Annotated in this window: 16 protein-coding genes and 1 riboswitch; of the genes, 9 read left to right on the top strand and 7 right to left on the bottom strand. The window is 53.9% G+C overall.

Annotated features, from left to right (window positions below; translation table 11 throughout):
- Positions 1 to 84: 84 nt before the first annotated feature.
- On the top strand, positions 85 to 1,740 hold the full coding sequence (locus AD944_RS03415) for a GH36-type glycosyl hydrolase domain-containing protein (RefSeq protein WP_236709323.1): 1,656 nt from the start codon (positions 85 to 87) through the stop codon (positions 1,738 to 1,740).
- A gap of 321 nt (positions 1,741 to 2,061) precedes the next feature.
- Here AD944_RS03415 and AD944_RS03410 read toward each other — a convergent pair whose 3' ends face one another.
- The 6 genes from AD944_RS03410 to AD944_RS03385 all read right to left on the bottom strand — a co-directional run bounded on the left by AD944_RS03410 (position 2,062) and on the right by AD944_RS03385 (position 8,588).
- Entirely contained in the window at positions 2,062 to 2,535 is a 474-nt protein-coding gene (locus AD944_RS03410) for a c-type cytochrome (protein ID WP_045543516.1), read from the bottom strand.
- Positions 2,536 to 2,773: 238 nt separating this feature from the next.
- The gene (locus AD944_RS03405) at positions 2,774 to 3,484 is read right to left on the bottom strand and encodes a TetR family transcriptional regulator C-terminal domain-containing protein (RefSeq protein ID WP_045543517.1); all 711 of its coding nucleotides are present in this window, start codon (positions 3,482 to 3,484) and stop codon (positions 2,774 to 2,776) included.
- Between the two features lie 94 nt (positions 3,485 to 3,578).
- Positions 3,579 to 4,328 (bottom strand): pirin family protein, encoded by a 750-nt coding sequence (locus tag AD944_RS03400; RefSeq protein WP_045543518.1) that lies wholly within the window; start codon positions 4,326 to 4,328, stop codon positions 3,579 to 3,581.
- Between the two features lie 4 nt (positions 4,329 to 4,332).
- Positions 4,333 to 5,853, bottom strand: coding sequence for an efflux transporter outer membrane subunit (locus AD944_RS03395; protein ID WP_045543535.1), 1,521 nt, complete (start codon positions 5,851 to 5,853; stop codon positions 4,333 to 4,335).
- Between the two features lie 4 nt (positions 5,854 to 5,857).
- Positions 5,858 to 6,934 (bottom strand): HlyD family secretion protein, encoded by a 1,077-nt coding sequence (locus tag AD944_RS03390; RefSeq protein WP_045543519.1) that lies wholly within the window; start codon positions 6,932 to 6,934, stop codon positions 5,858 to 5,860.
- Positions 6,935 to 6,950: 16 nt separating this feature from the next.
- A complete protein-coding gene (locus AD944_RS03385; RefSeq protein WP_045543520.1) occupies positions 6,951 to 8,588 on the bottom strand; it encodes an MFS transporter in 1,638 nt (545 codons plus the stop codon).
- A gap of 120 nt (positions 8,589 to 8,708) precedes the next feature.
- Between AD944_RS03385 and AD944_RS03380 the strand changes: the two genes are divergently transcribed.
- The 8 genes from AD944_RS03380 to cobJ all read left to right on the top strand — a co-directional run bounded on the left by AD944_RS03380 (position 8,709) and on the right by cobJ (position 18,158).
- Positions 8,709 to 9,632: a LysR family transcriptional regulator gene (locus AD944_RS03380; protein WP_045543521.1), complete on the top strand. Its 924-nt coding sequence runs from the start codon at positions 8,709 to 8,711 to the stop codon at positions 9,630 to 9,632.
- 275 nt (positions 9,633 to 9,907) lie between these two features.
- A riboswitch (cobalamin riboswitch) is annotated at positions 9,908 to 10,132 on the top strand.
- A gap of 97 nt (positions 10,133 to 10,229) precedes the next feature.
- Positions 10,230 to 10,586, top strand: a complete 357-nt coding sequence (locus tag AD944_RS03375; protein ID WP_045543522.1) for a DUF1636 domain-containing protein — start codon at positions 10,230 to 10,232, stop codon at positions 10,584 to 10,586.
- 3 nt (positions 10,587 to 10,589) lie between these two features.
- Positions 10,590 to 11,672: a cobalamin biosynthesis protein CobW gene (gene cobW / locus AD944_RS03370; protein ID WP_045543523.1), complete on the top strand. Its 1,083-nt coding sequence runs from the start codon at positions 10,590 to 10,592 to the stop codon at positions 11,670 to 11,672.
- A gap of 5 nt (positions 11,673 to 11,677) precedes the next feature.
- Positions 11,678 to 14,917 (top strand): cobaltochelatase subunit CobN, encoded by a 3,240-nt coding sequence (gene cobN, locus AD944_RS03365; RefSeq protein ID WP_045543524.1) that lies wholly within the window; start codon positions 11,678 to 11,680, stop codon positions 14,915 to 14,917.
- The gene (gene cobG / locus AD944_RS03360; RefSeq protein WP_045543525.1) at positions 14,914 to 16,062 is read left to right on the top strand and encodes a precorrin-3B synthase; all 1,149 of its coding nucleotides are present in this window, start codon (positions 14,914 to 14,916) and stop codon (positions 16,060 to 16,062) included. The genes cobN and cobG overlap by 4 nt, the downstream gene beginning before the upstream one ends.
- Complete coding sequence (locus AD944_RS03355; RefSeq protein WP_045543526.1) at positions 16,046 to 16,675, top strand: precorrin-8X methylmutase; 630 nt, start codon at positions 16,046 to 16,048, stop codon at positions 16,673 to 16,675. Before cobG ends, AD944_RS03355 begins: the two co-directional genes overlap by 17 nt.
- A 5-nt stretch (positions 16,676 to 16,680) precedes the next feature.
- The gene (locus tag AD944_RS03350) at positions 16,681 to 17,424 is read left to right on the top strand and encodes a precorrin-2 C(20)-methyltransferase (protein WP_035381150.1); all 744 of its coding nucleotides are present in this window, start codon (positions 16,681 to 16,683) and stop codon (positions 17,422 to 17,424) included.
- The gene (gene cobJ / locus AD944_RS03345; protein WP_045543527.1) at positions 17,424 to 18,158 is read left to right on the top strand and encodes a precorrin-3B C(17)-methyltransferase; all 735 of its coding nucleotides are present in this window, start codon (positions 17,424 to 17,426) and stop codon (positions 18,156 to 18,158) included. Before AD944_RS03350 ends, cobJ begins: the two co-directional genes overlap by 1 nt.
- Here cobJ and AD944_RS03340 read toward each other — a convergent pair.
- The coding region (locus AD944_RS03340) for a precorrin-6A/cobalt-precorrin-6A reductase (protein ID WP_061474753.1) at positions 18,134 to 18,644 on the bottom strand (511 nt) is incomplete at its 5' end. The two genes, cobJ and AD944_RS03340, sit on opposite strands and share 25 nt — an antisense overlap.

Raw genomic sequence — 18,644 nt, 5'->3', positions numbered from 1 at the left:
ACCCGATGTACAACCCTTCTGTGAGATTTCCGCGTCGACTCTTTGCAGGGCGAAACGGGAGGAGGCCTTGACCCATGCGGCATCTTGCAAACCAGCATTATCCTTCCCGCAGATGGTCGGGTAGAAATTGTTTTCATGCTGGGAGATGCAGAAGATACAGACAAAGCCCGGCATCTCATTACCCATTACAGAACTGCAGATCTTGATCAGGTTCTGCATGATGTAGAAAATAAATGGGCGGCTGTATGCCGTTCCATTCAGGTTAAGACCCCTGATCGTGGCATGGATATCCTGCTCAACGGCTGGCTTCTTTATCAAACATTGTCCAGCCGGGTGCTGGCAAGAGCAGGCTTTTATCAGGCAAGTGGTGCATATGGTTTTCGGGACCAGTTGCAGGATGGTATGGCATTGGTAATTTCCTGCCCTGATTTGGTGCATGACCATCTTCTACGCGCTGCCTCACGCCAGTTTGTAGAGGGAGATGTGCAACATTGGTGGTTGCCGCAAACCGGCGCTGGTGTGCGCACGCATATATCGGATGACCGAGCATGGCTTGCATATTGCGTTGCCCACTATGTGACTGTCAGTGGTGACAAAGCTATTCTTGATCAGGATGTGGGGTTCCTTGAAGCCCCAGCTCTCCCCTTAACCGAACATGATAGTTTTATGGTGCCATCTATCTCGGCCGCAACCGCCTCTCTCTTTGAACATTGCGCACGAGCCTTGGATCACAGCCTGTCGGTAGGGCGGCACGGCCTGCCGCTTATGGGAACAGGTGATTGGAACGATGGTATGAACCGGGTTGGTGAGCACGGGCAAGGAGAGAGCGTATGGTTGGGCTGGTTCCTACATGCAGCCCTCACTGCCTTTATTCCGCTTGCCGAAGCACGGGGAGAGCTGGTTCGGGTGGCGCAATGGAAGGCGCATCTTGTTGCTTTAGCTAAAGCTCTGGAAGGTGCGTGGGATGGAGACTGGTATCTCAGAGCCTATTTTGATGACGGAACACCTCTTGGCTCTCATACAGGCTCAGAGTGTCAGATAGATGCCATTTCACAATCCTGGTCAGTATTGTCAGGTGTGGCTTCCCCGGAGCGGGCTGCCCATGCCATGCATTCTGTTCTTCAGCGCCTTGTTAAGCATGAAGACCATCTTATCCTGCTTCTTACCCCTCCGTTTGATAAGACTCAGCCCGATCCTGGCTATATTCGAGGTTACCCGCCTGGAATCAGAGAAAATGGGGGGCAGTACACTCATGGTGCCTTGTGGACAGTCATGGCGATAGCAACGCTGGGTGATGGAAATCTTGCACACGCACTGTTCAAAGGCCTTAATCCCATCCAGCATAGTCTCACAACAGAACGAGCCTTGCGCTATAAACTCGAACCTTATGTGGTCGCTGCGGATATTTATTCGGAGCCCCCCTATACGGGGCGCGGAGGATGGTCCTGGTATACCGGGTCTGCGGGCTGGATGCAGCGTGTTGGTACGGAAAACATTCTGGGGATTAACATCCAGGGGAATGCTCTTCTCATCAACCCGTGTATTCCTGAATATTGGTCTGAATTTGAAGTTACTCTATTGTGGCGCAATACACGTTACATAATAACTGTACGCAATCCGGATCAGGTTAGTCGTGGTGTAAAGCGCATTACTATGGACAACATCCCGATACATACAACCAATAGTGTTACGATGAAGGATGATAACCTTGAGCACACTATTGAGGTTATCTTGGGATAGTCAGTTTTTCCGCGCTTTCTGCTGCGTTGGGAGAGTTTCAGTCCGGACGTTACAAAAATCACGATACCATCCACACTCTTTATGCGGATCGGGTAACGCACGCAGAATCTATTAGCTCTGGTTGTGGAAGACTATTGGCGCAGTTTTTCACCTGCTCCCTTATTATTGTCGCCATCGGCCTCGTCGGCTTATGGCGCGATGATCCCAATACAGCAGGCTTTAAGATATCGAATGTGACACCTGAAAGTGCGTCTCGCAAGGTCTCTCTGGTTACATGCTTTTATCTTTGTAACCAGAGAGCTTGTAACAAACGAAATTATTTTACGGGATCGGATGTGCTGCATTCAGGGCATTACGTTCGGCCTGAAGTTCAGCGCCCTTTTTGGGGGCGGCACGAGCTGCCTTAATGTCATCTGCCGTAAAACCAGGTGCAGGTTTGGTGTCGCCCAAAGAAGCCACATATGTCAGCACCGCTGCAATATCATCATCCGAAAGTGCCTTCAATGAAGGCATGAAGCCTGCATAGGCCACGCCACCAGCCTGAATAGGGCCATGTAGACCGTTTAAAACAACATCCGCCAAGTATTTCTTACCTTCAGGCGTAGAGGCAATTTTATCAATACGCCCTTTCAGAACCGGAAACTGCCCAGGCATGCCAACACCACCAGCCTGATGGCAGACAGAGCAATTGGCATTGTAAACCGCAGCACCATCTGATGCGGCTTTGGCTGAACTCGCCAGAACCGGGAGAGTTGCCATAACGCCAGCAAGAAGGAACAGGCTACGTTTGATCATAATGGTTCCCTAACAATCACAGATGTAGAACGGTTATAGATTAGCGCACCTGTACCAAAATACCAGATGATGTTGTGATCGGGGAAGGCAGATAACTTCGTTAACCATTTTCCATGCCAAGATCCCTGAATTCGTTCATCTTTTCTGCATCAGTTTAGTTATAATGCTAAACATGCAGAAAATTCATTTAGAAAATTGGCATTATTTCAATATTATTTACAAATTTATTGTTATTTTTTTATTGAGGCATACGATTCCGTTTTGTTGCCGCTTTCTGCTGGATCCTGTCTGTTTGCTTGTGTGATGTCAGTGGTTGGCTGGTCCTGCAAATAGCCCCCACAAGCTGCATGATCGTGCTGATACCGGTCTCAAAATCCGTAATATTCAGGCGTCGGCGACCCAAAACGGCGGCAAACTGCACTTGCATATCCGCATAGGCCTGCGTCATTGACCACAAGGTAAATAGGAAATGGGTCGCATTCACCGGGGCGCATAATCCCTCTTTATGCCAATACTCAAAAACAAGAGCTTTCTGCTCTACGTGCTCACGCAAGGTACTGTCCAGAAACACCCGGACATATTCCCCTCCTGCCAGAAGTTCATGCATAAACAGGCGTGACGCATCGGGCCTGCTGCGTGAAAATTCCATTTTGGCGCGGACATATCCTTCAAGGCCCACAATAGGGGTATGTTTGATGGAAATCCATTGATCAGCATCTGCCAGCCATCCGACCAGTAGCCGCTGCAATGTTGCCCGGTAAAGTTCTTCCTTGCTCCCAAAGTAATAAAGGATATTCGCCTTGGGAAGAGCGCATGCTTTGGCAATATCATCTACCCGTGCACCGGCGAAACCATAGGCTGAGAATATTTTTTCAGCAGCATTCAAAATCTGCTGGGTATTATTGCGCCTGGGCACACCAGGCTCCCGTGACAGATCAGCTTTCTTCATGGTGTCGCCAACACTTTCAGGTCAAATGTCTCTAATTACCTGATTAGCATTGAAACTTGCTGTTCGGGTAGATGGAAAAATGGGCATTCTTCGGTCAATGCTTGGCAGGCCTATCAGCCGCAACATCAGCCAAAAGAAGCTCAGAGTGTTGATTCGCAATCACTGTCAGATCGGTGATGCCCTCAAAAGCCGCAGCATCACCGGCAAAGAGGGTTTCTTCTCCAATGCGTATGCTTCCAGAGACCACCAACATATAAAGATCTCGCCCGGGGGTTGTGCAATAAGCGGCACCTTCTTGCGCCGGAAGTGCGGCCTGAAGCAGGCGTGCTCGCGCATTTAATGTTATGGGCGCGTTGTCTTCTTCATTTTCCTGCTCTTCAGGATCATCTTCCGGAAAGCCTGACGCAATGATCTGGAAGCCCCGGCTCTTATCTTCTGAAGACTGAGGGCGACTTTCCTGCATCGGTGTGGTGCCTTCTATGTCCGGCAGTATCCAGAACTGAATAAAGGACACACCCTCCCCTCCTGCTTTCCAGTGAAGTGTTCGGCAACCCGTGCCGCTACTGATCAGATGCAGCCCTCCCGCCCCGATATCTTCACTTTGAAAGTCATCCATGGTGGTCGTAACAATACCGGAACGCACCCACGTCAGGATATCCACCGCCGCTTCCGGGCCGATTTGATAACAGCCGTTTGGCAACATGGTTCCTATATTTACGGCCTGTAAACATCCTTCATGGGTATGCTCTGCCTCCTGATAGTCAGAAAATGCAAAATGACACCGCAGGAGTTGACCGCCGGAATGTGCTGTTCCCAAGGTATCGGACCGCCTGATGATCATCATTTTCTCACGCGTGCTTTTTTATTGTTTTTTCGGGATAGATATTTTCCCACCCTCCGCCGATTGCACGGTAGAGATTTGTCACGGCTTCGGCCACATGCGCTGTCGCGTCTGCCAACGCACTCTGGGAGGATAGCAGTGCATTTTGTAGGGTCAGCACATTCAGAAAGTCTGCGGCCCCTTGCACATACTGAGCCTTGGCCGTGTCCACCGCAATGTCGTTCTCATGCACAGATTCGGCCAGTTCGTCCCGTCGTCTTTGCGCGGCTGTGAAGTCGGCCATGGCATCATCAATTTCCTGCCACGCCTTCAGAACGGTGCGCTGAAACAGGGTGGCAGCTTCTTTCTGCTGGGCACGGCGTAGATGTAACTGGCCTGTGAGGCGCCCTCCTTCAAAAAGAGGAAGTGTTGCCGTTGGTCCAAACCCATATTGGCGAGAAGCCCATGATCCCAGGCCACTGAACTGCAACGCCTGAATATCCAAACTGCCAGAGAGGGTAACCCGAGGGAAGAAATCAGCAATAGCAACGCCAATGCTGGCAGTTGCCGCATGCAGCCGGTCTGCTGCCATTCTGATATCTGGACGACGTTCGGCAAGCTCTGAGGGTAATCCTGCCGGAACAGCCGCTGGCACCAGAGGAATAGGAGCCGGTTTCCCCAATTCTGTATCTAAACTGCCTGGTTCCCGCGCCACCAGGAAGCTTAGTGCATTCAGCCTATGTGTCGCCTGAGCCTTGAGTGGCGCCAGGCGTGAGGTAAAGGTATGAAGCTGGCCGGTCGCCTCCGCCACATCCAGACGGGTTGCGGCTCCCTGCTGAAAGCGCAGTGTCGTCAGTTTTACGCTGTTGTTTGCAATATCTATATTGTGTTCCAAAATCCCGATCTGGGTTTGGGTCGCACGCAGATCAATATAATCCTGCGCTGTCTCCGCCATCAGGGAAACCAGAATATCGCGTCGCATTTCTTCCGTGGCATGCACGGCTGCTGTTGCAGCCTCTACCTGCCGCCGGACATGCCCCCAGAAATCGACTTCCCACGAGGCATTCATGCCATATTGCGGCAGATTGAAAGAGGGATTACCCACACTGCCCGGCAAGGCGGTAGGGCCAAATCCTTGCGCGCCAGACGCAATGCTTTGGCTTCCTTCCCGCTCCATAGTCCCCAATAGTCCCAATATACCATTGGTACTGGCGCGCTCCCGTGCATAGGAGGCATTGGCCTCTGCGTGCGGAAACTGGGCGGCGCTTGCAATGCGCTTCTCAGCCTGGCTTTGCATAAGGCGCAAACTGGCAGCCTTCAGATCCAGATTCGAGGTTGCAACCTCATTTTCCAACCGTGTCAGCATGGGATCATTGAAAATGGTCCACCATGCAGGATCAGTGGAGGCGTTAACCACCCGACTTTCTGCTGGCGGTTGAGTGGAACGCCACGCGGTAGGGGCTTTTACGTCAGGCTTGTGATAGTCTGGCCCAACGGTACAGCCAGCAAGTGCCAGTAATGAAAAGCCAGCAAGAAAGAAATGCTTCATAGACTTACTGCCAGACATAACGGCTATCATTGGCATGTGCCCCTTCAGGCGGTGAAGAGGTATCAATATTGGCCTCTACGGACATCCCGACGCGTACTTTTTCAGCCAAAGGCTGGCCAGGATCGAAGGTTAGTTTCACAGGAACGCGCTGCACAACCTTGGTAAAATTACCGGTTGCATTATCAGGTTGAATAGGGGCAAACGCCACGCCCGTTGCCGGAGCGAGTGAGTCCACATGCGCCTTTAGCGGCTGGCCCGGGAAGGTATCTACCCAAACGGTCGCCTTCTGCCCCGTTTTGACTTTCGTCAACTGGGTCTCCTGATAATTGGCCAGAATATAAGCGGAATGGGTAGGTACCACAGCCAGAATACCTGTGCCGGGATGCACATAGTTTCCGACCCGCACTCCACGTTCGCCCACAACACCATCAATAGGAGCCGGAATGGTACAATAGGACAGATTCAGTTCAGCCTGTTTTGCGTCCCCCTGCGCACGCAGCAGAACACCTCGTGCCCGTTCAAGCTGTGCTTTCAAAACGGCAACCTGTCGTATGGAAGCATCAACCGCGGCCTGGTCCCGTGCAATCGCAGCCTGTGCTTCCCGTTCCTGAGCTTCGGAATGTTGTTTCTGTTCAATAGTCCCCGCTCCACCAGAAGATAGGTTGCGGTATCGTGTTGCATTCTGGCGGGCAAACGTCAGTTCTGCTTCATCGGCTTGTACCGCAGCCCGAACCTGAGCAATAACGAAATCCTGCCGCGCAATTTCGGCTTCCAGATTGGCGACATCTCCTTGTGCCGCGAGAACGTTGCCTTTGGCGACATCAAGGGCTGCGCGATAGTCATCATCCTCAATATGAGCAAGCTCCTCTCCAACGTGAACCTGCTCGTTATCCTGAGCAATTACACGGTCAATACGCCCAGACACTTTGGGCGCTACAGTGGAAAAGTCGGCCGTAACATAGGCGTCATTGGTATATTGATTGACCCCGTCACCATTAATCAGCCGAGCCCCGCCCCATGCCAGGAAAGCAAGCGCACCGGCTGCGCAGCCAGCATAAAGTAGTGGTTTTTTATAGATCATGATTGGTTATTCCGAATTAGCGTGCCGGAGCAGTAGGAGATGGTGCACGAGGGGGATAAACCCGCCGTGGCAGAATGAGATTCATGACCGCATAGCCAAGGCACACCCAGATCAGCAGATAGTAGATATCGTTCAGCGCCAGAACGAGGGATTGTTCATGAACATAGGTATGGAAGACTTGCAGAGAATTCCGTGCAACATGCCCGCTGTCCGGTGATGTGACGGACAATTGCTGAGTGATGGGATTACCCATTCCCTGCAAGGCAAGGCCATGAGTGCCATGATGGTCGAGCAGCATGGTGGAATGGTACTGCTCACGCCTGCGGCTGAGGGCGGCAAAGAGGGCATAGGCAACAGCATTGGCCAATCCTTTGAGCATATTCACCATACCGGAAATAAATGGACCATCTGCCGGGCCCATGGCCATTGTGGCCAGCATGAGTGTGGGAATGACCGTCATGGGTTGACCAAACACCTGAAGGATCTGGATGGGGTAAAAATTATCCCTCACCCAATCCACCGTAAGCCATGATCCAAGCCACGCTGCCGCCGCCAGACAGCACATTCCACCAGCCAGAATGAAGCGGCAGTCCACCTTCGGGTTGTTGCAGATGGCTGCTATCAACGGTAGCATGATCAGTTGTGGCACTGCGACAACCAGAGAGACCGGAGCCGCCTGAATAGGCCGATAACCGCGCACGGCCTCCAGATAGGTTGCCGGAATATCCCCCATGATGCCGCAGATCGCGAGAATGCCGACAAGCGAAAGCAAAGCCGCCTGAATGTTCCGGGAGCGCCAGTACTGAATCCGAAAATAAGGGCTGGGATGAAAGGCCTCGTTAATTACGAACACAATAAATGCCGCCCCACCCCAAAAGGTAAGATCAGTAATAATGGGGGAGCGGAACCAGTCCAGACGGTCGCCCTGATACAGAACAATCACCAGCGAGCAGATGGCAGGAAGCCCCACAAGCAGGCCAAACCAGTTGAATTTCTCAAACCGTTCAAAATGCATGGGGTCACGCGGCAGACCATAAGCCATCATGGCAATTGCGAGCGCCGCGGTAGGAATGATCTCCCAGTAAAGCCAGTGCCACCCCACATGCTCGAACCAGAACGCTTCCAACGGTAGGCCAAGATTGGGCCCAAAAGTGGCGCTCATGGCATACCCGCCAATACCGAACACACGGATTTCAGGCGGTAGATATTTCAGCATAACCGTCATCAACACAGGTGGCAGACATCCCCCTGCCATTCCCTGAAACGCGCGTAAGATACAAAGGGAAGTAATATCCGGCATGAACGGCGCCGGAATGGAAAACAGCGCCATGATCGCTGTCATGAAAATGGAGAAGCGATAGATGGAGAACGTCATATAAAACCATGGCGTAAAAGCCATGGCAGCAATATTGAAGGCCTCATAAATCGTGATAACCCAGGTTCCTTCATCGTGGCCAATATGCATTGCCCCGCGGATGTCAGAAAGCCCGATTTCTGTAACGTGTTCATTGAAACCCGCAACATGCACGGCAAGCAGCATGCCCAGGCAGCCGATGATTGTACGCAGACCAAAGGGCGGAATGTATGAGGGCCGTGGAGGTGCCGCGTGAATGATCGGCTCGCCTCCCGCCTGTGCAGGAATGACGTTGTTCATACCGCTACATGTCCCTGAGCCAAAAGAGCGGGACAACCCCTATTTCCGGCAAGCGACGACTTCGATTTTAGGAATGGAAATTTCTGGTCATTCCACCTGGCAACGTCTATTTCTGCAAGGATGAAAGGCTACGATCTTGATCTTCTGCGTTATCTTCAGGTGCTTGTGGAAGAGGAGAGTGTTTCTCTTGCAGCGCGCCGTCTGAAGGTCAGTGAGCCGGCCATGAGTCGCCAATTGGCGAAATTGCGCAAAGCCTTCGCAGACCCCATCCTGGTGCAAGCCGGACGGAGGATGATCCCGTCCACTTTTGCTGCGGGTATTCTGGGGCGAGTTCAGGACCTGGTTCAGAATGCAGATACGCTGATCCAGACCCGGGCCTTGGCCAATCTGGCCAATATGAGCCCCACATTTACAATTCGCGCCAATGATCTGGTTGTAGCAGCCCTTGCTTTGCCGTTGTTGCAAGCTCTCAAAAAAGATTGCCCCAAGAGCGAGGTAATCTGGGCACCCGAAATTGATACAGCTGCTTCAGATCCTTTACGGGAAGGCAGTATTGATCTGTATATTGGCGCAACTGAGTTGATGAAGCCCGAAATCCGCCGCCAAACCCTTTTCAGGGATCAGATGCAGGGATTGGTCCGTAAAGAACATCCTATCCTGAATACTCCAATCACCCCCGAAAGCATGGTGTGTTACGATTATATCAGCGTCTCCCGGCGAGGACGCGCACATGGCCCGATTGATTGGGTCTTACGTAATCAGTTTGGCCTCACGCGGAGTGTTCCTATGGTGGTTCCCAATTACCATTGCATGATCGAAAGTATGAAGAACACGGACCTCATTCTTGCTTTACCAAGCATTGTCATTGATCATATTTCTCTTGATGCTCTGTCATTGGCTTCGTTCGAATTCCCGCTCTCTTTGCCGAATGTCGAAGCGTTTCAGGCATGGCATCCACGGAGGGATATGGACCCTATACATCGCTGGCTTAGAGAAACATTATTTCGTGTGTCACGGCATGTATTTGAAAAAAATAGTTTTTAGATTAATTTATTTTCTAACTTCAATTTGGAACGTGACCAGCTTTGCATAACGAAGGACATGTCTTCGGATATGGTGGCACAAGCGTGTCCATTCTTTCGTGGTTCATTAGCTAGCATTCGTTGCGAGAGATATTTCATCTGCCGTTTCCAGCAGATTGTTCCGCCTTAGTCAGATTAGCTTCTCGAATAGCCATATCGTTGCTTTTCCTCTTCGGAGGATGCCCTCTGCACATGAGCCATGGTGGTTCCATTGCTTGACATCATGGGCACTTTGCCGCAACAGCCTAGCGTGTTGGTTCCGTTTTATAGGTGCGCCTATAAGGTGGCTAAGAGGGAATGTGACAGGGCTTCTGTATCAAAGAAGCCTCAATCACAGCCGCCCCCGCGACCGTGACCGGAAAGATCATCCTGCGCCACTGACAAATTGTCGGGAAGGTGGATGATTGTTGGGGAAACCCTGATTCCGCAAGCCGGGAGACCTGCCAGCAAGAGTATTCAACGGGCAGCCGGGGTGCGCTGCAACCGGTTGACCGTTCCTTGCTGCCTTTGCAGCCAGAGGTCTACCTGCGGTGCCCTTTGTTGCAAGCAGGGCTGGGATATGAACGCAAAACTCTTTGTTTGCACAACCTGCCGCGCGGGAGAACCCGTGGTGGAAGGGCAGCCGGTACCCGGAGCCCGTCTTTACACGCACCTTGCCGACCAAAAACCAGATTCCGGGCTGGAAATTGTGCCTGTGGAATGCCTGTCCGCCTGTAATAACGGATGCGTGGTGGCGTTAAGCGCTCCTGGCCGATGGAGCTATGTGTATGGCAGGCTTACGGAAGCTGATGCCCCCGAAATTCTGGCTGGCGCCGAAGCCTACGCCGCCACATCGGATGGGTTGGTTCCGTGGCGGCAGCGGCCGCAGATTTTCCGTAAACAAAGCCTCGCCCGCCTTCCCCCGCAGGAGAACTGAGATATGAACACCACACCCCAAGCAGGAACCGCCCGGCACAATCTTGCCAAGGTCCCGGTCACCATCATTACGGGTTTTCTGGGTGCAGGTAAGACCACATTGATCCGTCATCTGATGACGCACCCACAAGGGCGGCGGCTGGCGGTTCTGGTCAATGAGTTCGGAACACTCGGCGTTGATGGAGAAATTCTGAAATCCTGCGCAGATGAGAGTTGCCCGGCAGAGAACATTCTTGAACTGGCCAACGGCTGCATCTGCTGCACAGTGGCAGATGACTTTATTCCCACAGTTGAACGGCTTATGGCCCTCCCCCAGCGGCCCGACCACATTCTGATAGAAACCTCTGGGCTGGCTTTACCGAAACCCCTGCTCAAGGCGTTTGATTGGCCCAGTATCCGGTCTCGTATTACTGTAGATGGCGTTATCACGCTGGCTGATGCAGAAGCCGTGGCGGAAGGACGCTTTGCCCCAGATACAGAAGCTGTAAACGCACAACGACAGGCTGATGATAATCTGGACCATGACACACCGCTGGCTGAAGTGTTTGAGGACCAGCTTTCCTGTGCGGATATTGTTCTCCTTACAAAAGCGGATCTGGTCAATGAAGTCTGCGTGACACGGGCTCGGGAGGTTATCGCCTCTCTCACTCCGCGCGCCCTGCCCATCATTCCTGTCAAGGATGGAAACATTGACCCTCAGGTGATTCTGGGCCTGAATGCTCAGGCGGAGAATGATCTTGCCGCCCGTCCTTCTCATCATGATGGAGAGGAAGAGCACGAGCATGAAGATTTCGACAGTGTAGTCGTTGATCTGCCGGAGGTCACCAATCCTGACGCGCTTGTCGAAGCAGTGCGTTCCCTTGCCCGCACGCAGCACATTCTCCGTGTAAAGGGTTATGTTGCCGTCAGCGGAAAACCGATGCGGATGGTGTTGCAGGGTGTAGGTGAGCGCGTGCGTACCCAGTATGACCGACCATGGGGCACAGAGCCCCGGCAGACGCGTCTTGTGGTGATTGCTGAGCACGATCATGTTGATGCCAAAGCAATCCAGGCCGTGCTGATAGGACAGACCACGCCAGAGGATTAATCCGCATGCACGTGATCTTCCGAGAAAGTCATGGCCTGGAAGAGACGGAAACTCCCATTGATCTGGGGCAAAGCCCGGCTGATCTCGTGGTGCTCTCTTTTTCTGATAGTGATCTGGGCGCGTTTGCTGCTGGGTGGCATGCTGCAAATGGGGCACTCCCTACTCTGCGGTTGGCCAATCTTGCTGCATTGCGGCATCCGCTCTCGGTCGATACCTATATTGAAACCACGCTTGCGCGGGCAAAAGGCATTCTGGTCAGGCTGATAGGCGGTGCCAGTTACTGGCATTACGGGCTGGTGCAGGTCGAGCAACTGGCGCGTGAAAATGGTATTGCTTTGGCCGTTCTTGCAGCAGATGGGCGTGAAGATCCAAGCCTGATAGCTTGTTCTACAGTCACTGAACCCACACTGCGGAAACTGGCAAATCTGTGCAATATGGGGGGCGTTGAAGCTGCTCAGGCAGCTCTTGTACAACTGGCTTTGGTGTCGGGGTTGGAAGCCAAGTTAAGCGTTACACCTCATATCATACCTGACACAGGATGGTATGATCCAGATTTAGGCGTCACGTTTTCCGTTCCCTCAGGCAGCGCGCCTCTGGCTGTCGTAATGTTCTATAGGGCCTATCTGACAGCAGCAGATACAGAGCCAGTTGATGCCCTGATCAGGGCATTGCGGGAACGCGGCTTTCGCGCCATGGGAATGTTTGCCCCTTCGCTTAAGCAGCCTGATGCAGCGCAGTGGATCCGTCAGGCTCTGTGTGACAACCACGTTGCCGTTATCATAAATGCGACAGCTTTTTCCGCACGTGGGGAAAATGGCACTTCACCGCTTGACGCCACCGGATATCCAGTTTTTCAGGTCGCGCTTTCTACGGCCCGTCAAGAGGATTGGGCCGCAGCAGAACGAGGCCTTTCTCCCGCTGATCTTGCCATGCATGTTGTCCTCCCCGAAGTTGACGGACGCATATTTGCAGGGGTCATCAGTTTCAAAGCGGTTGAAACACGTGATCCAGATCTTCAATTTTCTCGTTTGGTGCATCGCTCCGATGCTGAACGCATTGTGGCTGTGGCCGAACGGGTTACCGCATGGCACCGCCTTGCCGCCACACCTGCAGCCGATCAAAAACTTGCAATTGTTCTTTCCACCTATCCCGGTCGTCCGGATCAGTTGGCTCATGCTGTTGGATTGGACGGGCTGGCTTCCACGGACGCAATTCTAAAAGACCTTCAGCATGCAGGTTATACCGTATTTCCAACTGAACAGCCGCTTGGGTTAGCGCTTCAGCATTGCAGGCAGAAGTGGCCGTTAGAAGCTTATCACGCCGCCCTCATCACTTTGCCGTCCGAATTACAAGACGCCCTGAAACACACATGGGGCGAGGCGCACAATGACCCGTTAGTGCAAGATGGCTGTTTCCATTTTTCCGCTGTGCAGCAGGGTAATGCTCTTGTTGCCCTTCAACCGGAACGTGGGATAGCGCATCTGCGAGACGCGGATTATCATGATCTCACACGTATCCCCCGGCATTCTTACGTAGCCTTCTATTTGTGGCTACAGATGCAAGGATTACATGCGCTGGTGCATATGGGAGCGCACGGTACTCTGGAATGGTTGCCTGGCAAGGCGGTGGCACTTTCCGCTACCTGCTGGCCGGAGGCGTTGATCGGGGCGCTCCCTGTCATTTATCCATTTATCGTTAATGATCCGGGGGAAGCCGCTCAGGCCAAGCGCCGGATTGGAGCAGTGACACTGGGGCACCTTCCTCCTCCTCAACACATTAGTGCCGTGCCAGAGGGACTTCTGCGGCTTGAACGCCTGCTTGATGAATATTCCACGGCAGAAGGGTTGGACCCAGCGCGTCGTGATCGCTTAATCAGTGCAATCCGCGCGGAAGCACAGGCGAGCGGTGTTGAGCAGGATCTGGGGCTTGCCGAAAAGGCTGGTGCTGCCGAAGCCATTGTGCGGATTGATCGCTTTGTGTGCGATATCAAGGAAAGTCAGTTTGGGGATGGCCTGCATATCTACGGTCATGGGGCTGGCGAGCGTGACGGTCTGCTGAAAGCGCTGGCGGGCCGTCAGGTTGCGCCAGGCCCGGCTGGGTCCCCTCAGCGTGGCCGATCTGATGTTCTGCCCACCGGGCGCAATCTGTATGCCGTTGATCCCCGCGGCGTACCAAGCCGTGTTGCGCATGGCCAAGGTGTGCGGCTGGCTGAGGAACTACTCCGCCGTCATTTACAGGATCATGGAGACTGGCCTCATGGGCTGATTGTTGATCTCTGGGGTTCTGCCACCATGCGCACCGCCGGCGAGGAGTTTGCCATGGCATTGCATCTGGCCGGGCTTGCGCCGCAGTGGGATGCTGGATCGGAGCGTGTTTCCGGTTTTGAAATTCTTCCTCCAGCTCTTCTGGGGCGACCGCGCATTGATGTGACACTACGTGTTTCAGGCCTGTTCCGAGATGTTTTCCCCGGTCTGGCTCAGATGTTTGAGGCCGCTACCGCCGCCCTGGCGAAAAGAGACGAACCAGCAGCAGAAAATCCGTACTCTGTGCGTGGCCCGCGTATTTTCGGCCCCCGCCCCGGCAGTTACGGGCTTGGTATGGGGGAAGCGCTGGAAAACTATAGTGATGAAGGCCGCGATGCAGCCGGAGAGGCGTGGCTCACTGCGTCTGAATGGACTATTGCCGCTAATGGAGACATGCATCAGGACCGCGGAGCATTGGAAAAACGCCTATCCCAGACAGATAGTGTCGTGCATGTGCAGGACCTTCCCGAAACGGATCTTCTGCTATCGTCTGACTACGTGGCGCATGAAGCAGGCCCTGTTGCGGCCATGGCACGGATAGGTGGCACAACCCCGACATCGTACCATATGGATACCACCCGACCAGACACACCACGGGCGCGTTTGCTGCGTGAAGAAATTGCCCGAGTGGTGCGTGCTCGTGCGGGCAATCCGGGCTGGGCAAACGGGATGATGCGCCATGGCTTTCGTGGTGCGGCGGAAATCACCGCTACCCTTGATAACCTCGCCGCCTTTGCGCATCTGACACGCGATGTCCCGGCCCACCTCTTTGATATCTATTACCAGGCTACGCTTGGGCGTGACGATATTGTGGCCTTCATGGGTCAGGAAAACCCCGGCGCTCTTGTTGCGCTGCGCCAGCGTTTTTCCTCTCTTGCCGAAGCCGGCTTGTGGAACACACGCAGCAACGCCATTGCTGCCAATCTGCACGGGCCGGCATGAGCAGACATGAGGTAAAAGGCTGGTGTCCGGGCATTCTGCGCCCCATGGCTTCTGGTGATGGGCTTCTTGTGCGCCTGCGTTCTTTAACGGGGCGCCTGACACAGGAACAGGCAGCCGGTATTGCGTATCTGGCGCAACAGTTTGGTAACGGTCTTATTGATCTGTCAGCTCGCGCTACGTTGCATATTCGTGGCGTAACGGATCGCACTTATCAGCCTCTGGTAATGGGACTGACGCACCTTGGACTGACTGACCCAACGCCAGAGGCGGAAGCAAGGCGAAATTGTATCGTAACTCCATATTGGGAGTATGGCGATGGCACAGTGGAACTGGCTGAAAAGCTGGCCAAAGCATTGCAGGAGCAAGAAACACTCCTCCTGCCCCGTAAATTTGGCTTTGCTCTTGATTCCGGTTCCTCCCCTGTGCTGCGCGACGTCTCTGCGGACATTCGGATTGAGCGTGACACCACGGGGGCTCTCATTTGCCGTCCTGATGGTGCTGTTACTGGTGCATGCGTAACGCCGGAGAGTGTGGTCGACACTGCACTGTCATTGGCAAAATGGTTTATCGCCACAGGTGGAGAGAGCCGCATGGCGGCGCATCTAGCTCACGGCGTCAGATTGCCTCGGGCCTTCATGGAAAGAGAAGCAGCACCAGAGAAAGTAATGGTGGCTCCGGTCCCGCATCGGTCATCTGTTGGTATTCTGGTGGCCTTGCCCTTTGGGCAGATGGAAGCATCTCTCCTTGCGGCGCTTGCTTCTATTGCTCCTTTACGTCTTACGCCATGGCGAATGGTGCTTCTTGAAGGACAATCAGAGCCGCCTGTGCTGGATCATATCATCACCAATCCGCGCGATCCGTTATTACGTGTTGCCGCGTGTACAGGTGCTCCCGGCTGCTCGCAGGCTTTGCGGCCAACCCGTCCGTTAGCCCGTGCGCTTGCTTCGCATGTTCCGCCAGCAGTCAGCCTCCACGTTTCAGGCTGTACGAAGGGATGTGCGCACCCAGCAAAGGCTTCGCTCACGCTGGTAGCAGAGACTGATGGTTTTGGTCTTATCCGAAACGGGAATGCTTGTGCTGCACCCAGCAAACATCTCCTATCCCCCGAAATGCTGTTAGAAGACCCCGATGCCCTATTCTTATGAAACCAACGGTGCCGCCATTTATCGCCAGTCCTTCTCCATTATTCGGGCGGAAGCCAATTTGGCGCGCTTCAGGCCAGAAGAAGAGCGTGTCGCGGTAAGAATGATTCACGCGGCAGGAATGATTGGCCTTGAGGATCATCTGGTTTTCTCTCCCACAATGGCTGTTGCTGCCCGGGCGGCGCTAGAAGCGGGGGCTCCAGTTTTATGTGATGCCCGCATGGTCAGCGAAGGCATTACCCGTGCCCGTCTGCCTGTCAACAATGCCGTTATCTGCACATTGCATGATTCATCTGTGCCGGCTCTTGCCGCCCAGATGGGCAATACGCGCTCAGCAGCAGCGTTGGAACTGTGGCGGCCGCATCTGGCGGGGGCCATTGTAGCAATCGGGAATGCTCCCACGGCATTGTTCCATCTTCTCACTATGCTTGAAGACCCCGGCTGCCCGCGCCCCGCAGCCATTATCGGTTGTCCGGTCGGATTTGTGGGGGCTGCGGAATCAAAGGAGGCGCTGATGGCAACATCTGATCTTCCGTTTTTAGCGGTAAGGGGGCGGCTAGGCGGTTCGGCCATGACCGTGGCGGCCGTCAATGCGCTCGCCAGTTGGGCGGAGTAAGCGGAATGTCTGGCAAGATTATCTGTGCAGGCCTTGGTCCCGGAGCCCCGGATCTTCTCAGCGTCCGTGCGGATCGGGTCATCCGCAACGCGCCTTATATTGCCTATTTCCGTAAGGCTGGACACATGGGGCAGGCCCGGCAGATTGTTGATGCCATGTTGATGCCTGATGTTATCGAATATCCCATGGAATATCCGGTCACAACGGAACTGCCGGTTTCCAGTATTGCCTACCGTCATGCGCTCGCCGAGTTTTATGATCAGTGGGCAGACCGTCTGGCAGATATGGCACGCACGCAGGAAATTGTGGTTCTATGTGAGGGAGACCCGTTTTTTTACGGTTCCTTCATGCACCTGTATATCCGCCTGCAGGAGCGTGCATCCCTTGAAGTCATACCCGGCATTACCGGCATGACAGGCTGCTGGAACGCCATTGGAACCCCTATGACATGGGGAGACGATGTGCTCGCGGTGTTGACCGGAACCATGCAGGAAGCCGACTTGATACGGCACATGCAAACAGCCGATGCGCTGGTCGTTATGAAAACGGGTAGAAACCTACCCAAAATATGTCGCGCCCTGACACACGCAGGTCGCCTGCAAGACGCTTGGCTGGTGGAACGCGGAACCATGCCAAACCAGAAAATTATGCGTCTAGCAGAAGCTGACCCGAATAATTGCCCTTACTTTGCAACGGTACTGGTCCATGGGCAGGGCCGTCGGCCAGACTTTGAGAGGAAGGGGAAGTAATGACAGGAACCCTAACCGTTGCAGGGCTTGGCCCGGGCAATGAAACCCTTATCACCCCAGAAGTGACTGTCGCTATTGCTGAAGCCACAGATATAGTCGGGTATATTCCTTATGTAGCCCGCATTCCTGCCCGTGAGGGATTGACGCTGCACCCGACAGATAATCGGGTGGAACTGGAACGGGCTACGCACGCCTTGGAAATGGCAGCATCAGGTCGCAAAGTTGTGGTTGTTTCGTCGGGTGATCCTGGTATTTTTGCCATGGCTTCCGCGGTTTTTGAAGCTATGGACCGTGCGCCTCACTTGGCTCATGTCGAGACACGGATATTGCCCGGCATTACCGCCATGCTCGCCGCTGCAGCCAGAACCGGCGCGCCACTAGGCCATGATTTTTGCGCCATCAACCTTTCTGACAATCTCAAGCCCTGGAGTGTTGTGGAGAAAAGAATTCGCCTTTCTGCACAAGCAGATTTCGCAATGGCATTTTATAATCCGCGATCGGTAAGCCGTCCTCATCAGTTTGGTCAAGCACTTGATATCCTGCGGCAGGAATGTGGAACAGAGCGGCTCATCATTTTTGCTCGGGCAGTCACAACACCGCAAGAGAAGATAAAAGTTACAACGCTGGCAGACGCGCGCGCAGAAATGGCTGACATGCGCACTGTGGTTCTGGTAGGAAATTCTTTGACACGCTGCATCGGCCCCTACGTTTATACGCCAAGGCGTGCAGAATGAGTCAGCCACGCCATGACGGCTTCTGCCGTGCGCGCAAGAGGACGCGGCGGCACAACGGGCCGATCAATCAGAATGACAGGCAAACCCAAGGCACGCGCAGCATCCAGCTTCGCACGTGCTCCCACGCCTCCCGCATTCTTGGCGACCACATGGGTTATACCATGCATCTCCATAACAGCCTTATCCCCTTCCAGCGTAAACGGGCCGCGCGCAATAATGACTGTTGCGCGGGGCAATGGCAGAGGCACTTCGGGAGGATCAACCAGACGCAGCAGATACTCATGGTGCGGGCATTGCGCAAACGTGTTGATCACCTGCCTGCCAATGGCCAGAAACACAGGCGCTGGAGTAACGGGCAACGCCACAGCGGCAGCAGATTCATCAGCAACACACAACCAGTTATCGCCTTCTTGGCGCTTCCATGGAGCGCGCTCAAATGCCAGCAGCGGAATGCCCATCTTGTTACAGGCCTGCACCGCATTGGTG

It is taken from the genome of Acetobacter tropicalis (genome assembly GCF_001580915.1).
Taxonomy (GTDB): Bacteria; Pseudomonadota; Alphaproteobacteria; order Acetobacterales; family Acetobacteraceae; genus Acetobacter; species Acetobacter tropicalis.
The sequence above is the reverse complement of the archived record's forward strand: the minus strand, read 5'-3'. Positions and strand labels throughout refer to the sequence as shown.

What these genes read in the sequence shown, in the direction of transcription:
- AD944_RS03390 (WP_045543519.1), bottom strand. Translation starts at nt 6,934, where the DNA reads ATGATCTATAAAAAACCACTACTTTATGCTGGCTGCGCAGCCGGTGCG.
- AD944_RS03350 (WP_035381150.1), top strand. Translation starts at nt 16,681, where the DNA reads ATGTCTGGCAAGATTATCTGTGCAGGCCTTGGTCCCGGAGCCCCGGAT.
- AD944_RS03380 (WP_045543521.1), top strand. Translation starts at nt 8,709, where the DNA reads ATGAAAGGCTACGATCTTGATCTTCTGCGTTATCTTCAGGTGCTTGTG.
- AD944_RS03410 (WP_045543516.1), bottom strand. Translation starts at nt 2,535, where the DNA reads ATGATCAAACGTAGCCTGTTCCTTCTTGCTGGCGTTATGGCAACTCTC.
- cobJ (WP_045543527.1), top strand. Translation starts at nt 17,424, where the DNA reads ATGACAGGAACCCTAACCGTTGCAGGGCTTGGCCCGGGCAATGAAACC.
- cobG (WP_045543525.1), top strand. Translation starts at nt 14,914, where the DNA reads ATGAGCAGACATGAGGTAAAAGGCTGGTGTCCGGGCATTCTGCGCCCC.
- AD944_RS03375 (WP_045543522.1), top strand. Translation starts at nt 10,230, where the DNA reads ATGAACGCAAAACTCTTTGTTTGCACAACCTGCCGCGCGGGAGAACCC.
- AD944_RS03385 (WP_045543520.1), bottom strand. Translation starts at nt 8,588, where the DNA reads ATGAACAACGTCATTCCTGCACAGGCGGGAGGCGAGCCGATCATTCAC.
- AD944_RS03355 (WP_045543526.1), top strand. Translation starts at nt 16,046, where the DNA reads ATGCCCTATTCTTATGAAACCAACGGTGCCGCCATTTATCGCCAGTCC.
- AD944_RS03405 (WP_045543517.1), bottom strand. Translation starts at nt 3,484, where the DNA reads ATGAAGAAAGCTGATCTGTCACGGGAGCCTGGTGTGCCCAGGCGCAAT.
- AD944_RS03395 (WP_045543535.1), bottom strand. Translation starts at nt 5,853, where the DNA reads ATGAAGCATTTCTTTCTTGCTGGCTTTTCATTACTGGCACTTGCTGGC.
- AD944_RS03400 (WP_045543518.1), bottom strand. Translation starts at nt 4,328, where the DNA reads ATGATGATCATCAGGCGGTCCGATACCTTGGGAACAGCACATTCCGGC.
- cobW (WP_045543523.1), top strand. Translation starts at nt 10,590, where the DNA reads ATGAACACCACACCCCAAGCAGGAACCGCCCGGCACAATCTTGCCAAG.
- cobN (WP_045543524.1), top strand. Translation starts at nt 11,678, where the DNA reads ATGCACGTGATCTTCCGAGAAAGTCATGGCCTGGAAGAGACGGAAACT.